The organism is Pedobacter sp., from assembly GCF_045628745.1.
Classification (GTDB): domain Bacteria; phylum Bacteroidota; class Bacteroidia; order Sphingobacteriales; family Sphingobacteriaceae; genus Pedobacter.
Map to the genome: position 1 here is coordinate 1 of NZ_JAZQPU010000146.1, position 9,948 is coordinate 9,948.

A 9,948-nucleotide genomic window follows, 5' to 3' on the forward strand; every position below is an offset into this window, starting at 1 on the left:
AGATAAGAAAATACATGATAACAGAAAGTCAGCATCAGAAAGTTGAAACTGAAGAAATATCCCTCAAAGAACTTTTACTAAAGCTAGGCACCTTATATAGGTACTTGGTATCCAAATGGCTTATCATATTAATATTTGGTGCTTTGGGGGGGATCGTAGGTTACGTATTTGCGTACTTAAATAAAGTCTCTTATACCGCGACCACAACTTTTGTACTTGAAGGTGGTGAAAGTGGTGGGGGATTAGGTCAATATTCAGGTATAGCTTCAATGGTAGGGATTGACATTGGCGGTGGTAATAGTGGTGAGGGCTTGTTTCAAGGAGAAAATATAATTGAACTCTACAAATCACGACGAATGATTCAAAAAACCCTATTAAGTAAAGTTTCAATTGATGGTAAAGAACAAATGTTGATTGATAAGTATATACAATTTAATGGTATGCGTGATTCATGGAAAGAGATTCCTGAATTAAAAAACATTCAATTTGTTGAAAGATCAAAGCCTGACAACATTCAATTTTCGCGCTTACAGGATAGTTTACTTGGGAAAATAACTAATGACATCAATTTAAATTACTTAACAGTAATGAAGCTTGATAAAAAACTAAGTATTATAAAAGTTAGTGTAAAAGCTGAGAATGAGTCGTTTGCTAAAAATTTCAATGAACAAATTGTTAAAAATGTTAATGATTTCTATATTCAAACAAGGACTAAAAAGGCTTTAGAGAATGTAGTTCTATTACAACAAAAAACAGATTCTGTTCGGGCCGTTATGAATGGTTCTATATATACGGCCGCTGTAATTTCTGATGCGACGCCTAACCTTAATCCAACCCGTCAAGTGCAAAGGCAAGCTCCATTGCAAAAGGCACAATTTTCAGCAGAAACTAATAAAGCCATGTTGGCAGAGCTGGTTAAAAACTTGGAACTGTCAAAGATTACTTTGCATAAAGAAACACCATTGATTCAAGTCGTCGATGAACCTATATACCCACTAGAAAAACATAAGTTAAGCAAATTGAAAGCAATGTTTATAGGGGCTATTTTGTTAAGTCTGATAGCCGCATTAGGGTTAACAATGAAAAAAATTTTAAACTCTATTCTTAGCTAAATGTCAAGTCTAAAAAAAAATATTGTTTTTAATACTTTACTTTCCTTATCTCAGGTACTTTTTCCTTTAGTTACCTTTCCATATGTTTCAAGAATACTAGGTCCTAGTGGTGTTGGCCAGGTGAGTTTTGTAGACAGTCTTGCACAATATTTTGTTCTGTTTTCTGCCATCGGTATTCCTATATATGCAATTCGGGAATTATCTAAACTAAGAAACAATGTAAAAGAATCAAGTAAATTATTTACAGAACTGATTGTTTTACACTTACTCACAACTGTTTTTTTTTTACTAATATACATCACCACCATATTTTTTATTAAAGATAAAGATATTGATGCTAATCTTTATATTATTGGTGGAGGACTTTTATTAAGCAATGTGTTTATTGTTGAATGGTATTATCAATCACAAGAGAAGTTTGATTTTATTACTAAACGAACCATTCTTCTTCGCCTTGTTTTCATAGTTTTAATGTTTCTTGTTGTTAAAAAAGAAGATGATATTACGAAATATTATTTTTTATTTTTAATCCTTCAATTAATGAACGGGGGGGTGAATTTTTATTTAGTCTTTCAATCAGAGATGAAGCTTGTCTTTCGAGATCTAGATTTATTAAAACACATAAAACCCTTACTTTTTTTAACTGCATGCTCAGTGGTTGGAAGCGTTTATGTATTGCTTGATAACGTTATTCTGGGTTTATTAAGTTCTTCAGCGTCTGTTGGTTATTATTCAACTGCAATCAAAATAACTAAAGTTCCAATTTCATTAATTAACGCTTTAGGTATAGTGCTGATTCCAAGACTTTCTGAATCTTTTTCTAATAATGATTTGGAGTCAATTAAACATTATATTGACAGATCAATACACTATGTTTTAACTTTTGGCATACCATTGAGTATTGGAATAGCACTTACAGCCAAATGGACTGTGCTGTTAGTTTCGGGACAGGAGTTTTTACCTTCAATCGAACTCATCCAGTATTTGTCGCCTATAGTTGTTTTAATCGCTTTAAATTTTATTTTTTTTTACCAATTGTTTACGCCTGGCAATAAAGAAACAACGATGCTTTTTATACTAGCTATATGTGCTGTAGTAAGTATAGTTTTGAACCTAATTTTGATTCCAATTATGCAACATCTTGGTGCTGCCATTACTACAACGCTGACAGAATTGTCTCTTCTTATCTTAAGTTTATATTTTTCAAATAAACTCTTTAAAATAAATTTAAACTTTCGTTATTTTATTGCTCCAATTGTATCATCAGCAATTTTTATTCCTATTATTCTCCTTATAGAACGACTAATTAATCAAAAAACCGGAGTGAAATTGATGATAGCAGCATTTTGCTGTATGTCTGTTTATTATTTGATTCAACGATTTTTATTTAAGGATCTAATCATCCTTAAAATGGAATCCTTTGTTAAGGGAGTACTTAAAATCAGCAAATAAATATGGAAAATATAGGAATTTCAGCAATGGTGGTGGGAAGAAATGAAAGCGAAAAGTTAAAAGAATGTTTAAATTATTTGTCGTTTTATAATATATTTTATCAATTTTTTCGCTGCTATTTTACAACAAAGGGCTATAAGGATGGGTTCATTGGCTTATTTTTAAGTTTATTCTGGGTGTGGTATAGTACTTCCTCAAATATTTCCCTTTACAGCATAACCAAAAGATCTAGTAACCATGCAAAAGATTAATCTGATCCGGCCGCTAGGTAATGGAAGTTATCTCGACTGTTTCGATGAAATACAAACATCATTGATCCAGAATAAGTCGGTTGAACTGAATGTTAACTTTTCCAAGGACTCAAGGATAAAGAATTTTTTCATAAAGCTCCTTTCTAAGGTCCCGCAGGTAAAAAACATCTTTTATATAAAAAAGGATGAAGTGAGTATATCGCTTTTAATGGGCGCATCTTTTGGGAGTTTAATACCTTATATTTTTAGGTTTAAGCATAACTATTGGTATGTATACGATGCATGGCCAAGATTTCATCAAATGATTGCGGAAATAGCGAAGATTTTAGATGTAAAAGTGATTTTCTTCTCTTCAAGTCGGGTTACTCATTTATTTAATCAGTTGAATTCCGGTGTAACAGCCATTTGGATTCCTGAAGGAATCAATATGAAGGATTACTACTTTGAATCCTATAGTGCTAAGACTATAGACGTCCTTGAATTTGGAAGGAAATATGACCTGTATCATGATAAAATAACCGAGACTTTAGCTCACCATCAACTTGTTCATATCTATGAAAAATATAAAGGTAAGATGGTTTTTGGCTCCAGAAATGAATTTTTAAAAGGACTGGCCTCTGCAAAAATTTCAATCTGTATACCGTCGAATATTACCCATCCAGAACGATCAGAAGGCATATCATCGATGACTTTGCGGTATCTGCAATCTATGGCTTCAAAATGTCTAATCGTAGGTATTATTCCTGAGGAGATGAAACTTCTTTTCGACTATATGCCCATCATAGAAATTGATATGAACGATCCCACCACACAGATTTTAGATATATTGTCGCATTATGAATCTTATCACAATCTCATTGAGAAGAATTTTAATGAAGTTCAAAAATATCATACTTGGAATGCCCGAATTGAAAAAATGATTGAATATATAGAACATGAATAAAGACACTAGCCTTCCTTTGGTAACTATTATAACTGTGGCTTATAACAGTGTAAGCACAATTGAACAAACCATCGTTTCTGTCATCAATCAATCATACAAGAATATTGAATATATTATTATTGATGGTGGATCTACAGATGGAACAGTAGATATCATTAAAAAATATGCCGAACATATTGATTTCTGGGTAAGCGAAAAGGATAGTGGTATATATTATGCCATGAACAAGGGCTTAAATAAGGCAAATGGTTTTCTTGTTGGTATTTTAAATAGTGATGACTGGTATGAACCTAATGCAATTGAACATGTAGTTAAAAATTATCAGGATAATCCAACTACGGAAGTTATTCATGGATTGCTAAGGTTTATCGGCAGTAATGGCTTAGCAGATTCTATTGTAGGCCATTACAGTAATTTTTTAAATTCAGGGATGATTGAACATCCAACTTGTTTTATAAGAAAGGAATTATATGATAAAGTTGGCCCATTTAATATTGATTATAAGTCCGCTGCTGATTATGAATGGATGCTCCGTGCTAGAAATAACAATGCAAAATTTTTATTCGTTCCGGAAGTCCTTACTAATTTCAGACGAGGGGGGATGTCAGATTCGACTATTGGTTTTTCTGAAGAATTATTAATAAAAAAGCGATTTAAAATCATAAGCAAATTCAAATACTTGTACTGGAAATTATATGTTCAAACTTTAACGATAATAAAATCAAAATAATGAATTTACTTGTTTCTATCGTAATTCCCTGCTATAATCAAGGTAAATTCCTTGACACTACCGTCAAGAGTGTGCTTGAACAATCTTATCGTCACTTTGAAATTGTTATCGTCAATGATGGATCTACAGATAAAGAAACATTAGAAGTTTTAAACCAAAATAAATGGGATAAAACCACAATTCACCACATTGAGAATTCTGGGGTATCTAATGCTAGAAACTTTGGGATCTCTCATGCTAAGGGTGAATATATACTTCTTTTAGATGGAGATGATCTTATTAAACCTACATATTTAGAAAAGGCAATTGAGGTATTTAAAAAAAATCCATCTGTTAAGGTGGTCACTACAGAAGTAGGTTATTTCGGAAAGAAGAAAGGAACTTTTAATTTGCCTGAATATTCTTTGGAAGGATTAATGGGGCAAAATTTAATGGTCATAACTTCTTTGTTTCGTAAGCGTGACTTTTTGCTTACATCTGGCTTTAATTCCAATATGAAGGCGGGATTTGAGGATTGGGATTTTTGGCTTTCTTTCTTAAAAGAAGGGGGAAGTGTTTTTAAGATTAGAGAAGTTTTATTCTTATATAGAATTTCAAAACGCTCAAGAAATAGTTCTATTTCGTTGGAAACTCAATCTACACTTCGAAGACAGATTTATGAAAATCACATTGATTTGTTTCATTCTTCTTTTTTTAATCCCTTGTTATCTTTTGAATATACAAATGTTGTGAATTCTAAGGAATACAGACTGGGATTGATGCTTCTTAGGCCTTTACGCAAGGTTTTAAATGCTTTAAATTTTTAGTATGACGGAAAGGCTATTAATAATTATCGTTTTATATCAAATTAAACTTGAAGACACCTTAACGTTTAAATCTTTAGCTGCACTTGTAGAAGCAGGAAGTGTTTTAAATCTGTTTGTTTATGACAATAGCCCGCTAAAACAATTTCAGGAAAAGGAGATTCATGGTTTTAATATAAAGTATATACATGACAGTAAGAATTCTGGAATTAGCAAGGCCTATAATGCAGGTGCTGAATATGCAGGACAGCATCATAAAGAAATATTATTATTATTAGATCAGGATTCTGATTTACCGGATGATTTTCTTAAAGTAATATTTGAGCAACTAAGCCTTTATCCGTCTATTCAACTGTTTGCACCGATACTTAAACAAGGGACGTTAATCCTTTCACCCTGCAAATTTACGTATATGAAAGGAAGCTCCTTATCGCAAATAGAAGGTGGCATTAAATCCTTAAAAAATATATCCATTTTTAATAGTGGAATAGTGATTAAACTCAATGCGTATTATAAATCTGGTGGTTATAATGAGCTCATAAAATTAGATTTTTCTGATCATTACTTTATTCATCAATTTAAAAAACACTACGAGCAATTTGTAGTGCTTCCTGTAGTGGTTGAGCACGAGTTATCTAGCCATACCTTAGATGAAGCAAAAATATTGCGTAGATTTAATCAATATTGTGAAGGTGTAAAGGCATACAAATCCCTGGAGGGACATGGTTTATTACTGTTTTTTTGGACTTCTTTACGGGCAATAAAACTTACCATTCAATTTAGAAATCCTGAATTTGCGATGGTGTTTATGAATAAGTTTATAACAGGCAATAAATAATACATGGTTTTAAACAAAGGTGTTTTGAAAGGTGGGATTCTCTGTTTGCTTGTCGGAGTTTTTCTTGTATATAGAAACTTGAATATTGGTGTGGAACAAAGTCAGGTGTTAAATTTTGGCTTATATTATTTATTTGGTTGTTTGGTTTTGATCTTTTCATTAATAAAATTTAAAGATGCCATAAATCCTATTTCTATATATGTGATGTTTGTTTTCTTAATGTCATACAGCTATATCCGGCTTTCAGACATGCAGCTTCCATATTCAATTAGTACGGTGCTCGTGCTAAATTTATCGGTTTTCTCCTATTTAACTTTTGCAAGTTTGGATTTTAATCCTAAGCCCTTTAAATTCCTGAAACTAAATAATGAGCTTAAAAGAATCCTATTATATTTAATTTGCGCAGCCTCTTTTTTTACATTTTTAATTGAAGTTGTTTCATTCGGGTATTTACCAGTATTGCAGATTGGAGCAAGTGATGTATATATAGAGACAAATGCTAAATTAGTTCCATTTCTTCATTATTTTATTGTCTTGCTAGCCTTTATACCTGCATGGTCATATGTAATGTTTAAGGAAACTGTAATAACAAAGAAAGAATTTATAAGTTTATTAATTATAGCGCTTTTTATCCTCGTCAATTACTTAAGCCGTCAATTATACCTATTGTTAGGCATTACCTTTTTTATGTCTTATTCATTTTACAATTATGTAAATACCAAAATATTAGTACGCGGCGGGTTACTTGTTATTGCTTTGTTTATGTTTATAGGCTTCCTGAAATTCAATACAGAAACATCAATTAGTTTCACAGAGTTTTCAAGAGCTGCGGCAGGAATACAGAATGAAAACGTGTCTATTTTGGAATCTACATTTACAGAATATTCATCTAAAAGATTTGCTGCTTTAGACAAAATGATAAAGTTTAAAGATGATAATGAATATCTAGGCTTTGGAATCTATACCATGAGACCCTTGGTTTCTTTATTTCTTTTAGAAAAAACAGGGGTTATTAACCGGCTTCCTGAATTAGATTCTGAAAAAAATGTAGGTACTTATGCAATTGATCCCTATTTAGACTTTGGATTAATAGGTGTTTTAATCATTAATTGTATTTATGGGTTTTTAGCCTCAAGATACTACAAACAATATCATGAAAAGCATCCTGAAGCCATAGTGAAATTTAGCATTATTATATTTTGTGTTTTGATGGGGATGTTCATAAATTATTATAACACCATGTTGATATGGCTAGGGTTATTTTTTAATAAAATAATCTTTGGTGGCCTTAAAAAATCAGGAGAGCGTAGCCAATGATATCAGTTTGTATTCCTACTTATAATGGCGAAAAGTTTATCACTGAGCAGTTAATCTCTATTTTGAGACAGCTTGCTGATAATGATGAGATCATTATCTCTGATGATAATTCTACAGATAAAACCCTTGAAAAAATCGAAGCCATCGGGGATTCAAGAATTAAAATATTCCATCATCATAAATCTAGAAGCGTGTTGAAATACAGGTATATGTATGCGACTCTTAATCTGGAGAATGCATTAATGCAGGCTAAGGGTGACTACATTTATCTTTCAGATCAGGATGATATTTGGGCACCTGGTAAAGTTAAATTAACGCAGCAGTTTTTGCAACATCATCTATTAGTATGTAGTGATTGTGAGATAATTGATGCAGAAGGTAATACTTTAGTACAATCCTATTTTGAATGGAATAACTCTAAAAAAGGGATTGTTAAAAATATGATTAAGAATTCTTATTTGGGATGCTGTATGGCATTTAAAAGAGAATTATTAGGAAAGGTATTACCTATTTCAAAGTTTAATGTTCCCCATGATATTTGGATTGGATTGATCGCTGAATATTATGGTTCTGTGTATTTTGATCAAAATAAACAGGTTAACTATAGAAGACATGATAACAATTTATCTCCATCAGGCGGATCAAGTATCAATGGTCTATATTTTAAGATAAGCTATAGGTTAATATTATTGTCATCCTTTCTTTTAAGGATATTTAAGCTAAAATAAGAATGAAAATATTGCAACTTGGAAAGGCATATCCACCAGTTAACTTAGGTGGCGTAGAAGTGGTCATCGCATTATTAACGGAGGGCTTAAACAATGCTGGATACGAATGTGATGCATTGGGGGTGAATGACACCTATAGTTTTGTTGAGGAACGTGGTAGATTTGGTGGTAAAATATTTAGAACGAAATTAATAATAAAGGCTTTCTCGACATTATTATCAACTCAGTTGATTTCTTACTTGAATAATATTAAAAATAACTATGATATTATTCATATCCATTCTCCAGATCCAATGGCTGCTCTAGCTTTATATTTTTGTAAGCCAAAGGCAAAGGTGGTTCTGCATTGGCATAGTGATATCTTAAAGCAAAAGTTATTGTTATTTTTTTATAATCCTTTATTGAATTGGCTTTTAAAGCGAGCTGATTTAGTTATTGCTACTTCTCCAACTTATATTGAAGGCTCAAAATACCTCATTAAACATAAAAATAAAACCGCCGTTTTACCTATAGGTATAGATGTAAATAAGCAAGGGCAACCAATGTCCTTGGGTGAAGCCCGAGTTAAAGAATATAAAGGGAAAAAGATTATTTTTTCGCTTGGCCGACTTGCCTATTATAAGGGATTTGAATACTTAGTTTTAGCAGCCTTATATCTTCCAGAAAACTTCATCATTGTAATCGCTGGCGAAGGAAATGAAAAAGATCGTCTATGGTCTCTTATTAAGGAAAATAACCTTTTCGATAAAGTTAAGCTCATTGGAAAAGTGACTGAGGAGGCTAAACAATGGTATTTTGAAAATAGTGCTCTATTTGCTTTAAGTTCAATATATAAAACAGAAGCATATGCGATTGTACAAGTGGAAGCTATGGCATATGGTTTGCCTATAGTGTCAACTCAGATCGCTGGGTCGGGTGTTGATTGGGTTAATCAAAATGGGCATACAGGACTTACAGTACCAATTAAGGATGAAAAAGCCATTGCATCAGCAATTTCAACCATCTTAAATGACAATGAGCTTTTAGCGAATTTCAAAAAAAATGCTTCAGAAAGATACAATACAATGTTTACGCTTGACCGCATGATCGTTCAACAAATAGAATTATATCATACATTATGAATATATTGTTAACAGGTGGAACTGGCTTTTTGGGTAAAACTATCGTAAATAATATAGAAGGTAAGCTTGTAAAGCTAGGCCGCACAAATTGTGATATTAATGTTGATTTTGTTAAACATATACCTGTTCTTCTCCAGTGCTTTAATCTTGTCATTCATGCTGCGGGAAAAGCGCATTCAGTTCCAATAAACGATTTACAGGCACAAGAATTCCATGCCGTTAATGTTAATGGAACCAAGAATTTATTAAAGGGACTTGAATTATCGCCTAAATTGCCAGAATCATTTATATTCATCAGTTCAGTCTCTGTATATGGACAGGATACTGGTCAGTTAATTTCAGAAGAGTTCCCTTTATTAGCAACAGATCCGTACGGAAAAAGTAAAATTGAGGCCGAAACTATTGTTCATAATTGGTGTGAGAAAAATAATGTCATCTGTACCATCCTTAGGTTGCCATTAATTGCTGGCCCAAATCCGCCGGGTAATTTAAAAGCAATGATAAATGGTATTAAGAATGGGTACTACTTTAATATTGCAGGTGGGAAAGCTAAAAAAAGCATGGTGTTAGCAGAAGATGTTGCGCAAATCATCCCAAAAGTATCAACAATTGGCGGTATCTATAACCTTACAGATGGTTATCATCCAAACTTC

Annotated in this window: 10 protein-coding genes; all 10 read left to right on the forward strand. The window is 32.3% G+C overall.

Annotated features, from left to right (window positions below; translation table 11 throughout):
* Nucleotides 1-14 precede the first annotated feature (14 nt).
* Nucleotides 15-1,112: a lipopolysaccharide biosynthesis protein gene (locus ACR2F7_RS06030; RefSeq protein WP_432712689.1), complete on the forward strand. Its 1,098-nt coding sequence runs from the start codon at nt 15-17 to the stop codon at nt 1,110-1,112.
* A complete protein-coding gene (locus tag ACR2F7_RS06035; RefSeq protein WP_432712680.1) occupies nt 1,113-2,564 on the forward strand; it encodes an oligosaccharide flippase family protein in 1,452 nt (483 codons plus the stop codon).
* 459 nt (nt 2,565-3,023) lie between these two features.
* The gene (locus ACR2F7_RS06040; protein WP_432712681.1) at nt 3,024-3,758 is read left to right on the forward strand and encodes a hypothetical protein; all 735 of its coding nucleotides are present in this window, start codon (nt 3,024-3,026) and stop codon (nt 3,756-3,758) included.
* Nucleotides 3,751-4,488: a glycosyltransferase family 2 protein gene (locus tag ACR2F7_RS06045; RefSeq protein ID WP_432712682.1), complete on the forward strand. Its 738-nt coding sequence runs from the start codon at nt 3,751-3,753 to the stop codon at nt 4,486-4,488. Before ACR2F7_RS06040 ends, ACR2F7_RS06045 begins: the two co-directional genes overlap by 8 nt.
* On the forward strand, nt 4,488-5,294 hold the full coding sequence (locus tag ACR2F7_RS06050) for a glycosyltransferase family 2 protein (RefSeq protein WP_432712683.1): 807 nt from the start codon (nt 4,488-4,490) through the stop codon (nt 5,292-5,294). The genes ACR2F7_RS06045 and ACR2F7_RS06050 overlap by 1 nt, the downstream gene beginning before the upstream one ends.
* A gap of 1 nt (nt 5,295) precedes the next feature.
* Nucleotides 5,296-6,129 carry a glycosyltransferase gene (locus ACR2F7_RS06055; RefSeq protein WP_432712684.1) on the forward strand — a complete coding sequence of 278 codons (834 nt, stop codon included), beginning with the start codon at nt 5,296-5,298 and terminating at the stop codon, nt 6,127-6,129.
* Between the two features lie 3 nt (nt 6,130-6,132).
* Entirely contained in the window at nt 6,133-7,446 is a 1,314-nt protein-coding gene (locus ACR2F7_RS06060; protein WP_432712685.1) for an O-antigen polymerase, read from the forward strand.
* Nucleotides 7,443-8,174 carry a glycosyltransferase gene (locus ACR2F7_RS06065; RefSeq protein WP_432712686.1) on the forward strand — a complete coding sequence of 244 codons (732 nt, stop codon included), beginning with the start codon at nt 7,443-7,445 and terminating at the stop codon, nt 8,172-8,174. Before ACR2F7_RS06060 ends, ACR2F7_RS06065 begins: the two co-directional genes overlap by 4 nt.
* Before the next feature lie 2 nt (nt 8,175-8,176).
* Nucleotides 8,177-9,295, forward strand: coding sequence for a glycosyltransferase (locus ACR2F7_RS06070; RefSeq protein WP_432712687.1), 1,119 nt, complete (start codon nt 8,177-8,179; stop codon nt 9,293-9,295).
* The coding region (locus tag ACR2F7_RS06075; RefSeq protein ID WP_432712688.1) for an NAD-dependent epimerase/dehydratase family protein at nt 9,292-9,948 on the forward strand (657 nt) is incomplete at its 3' end. The genes ACR2F7_RS06070 and ACR2F7_RS06075, both read left to right, overlap by 4 nt.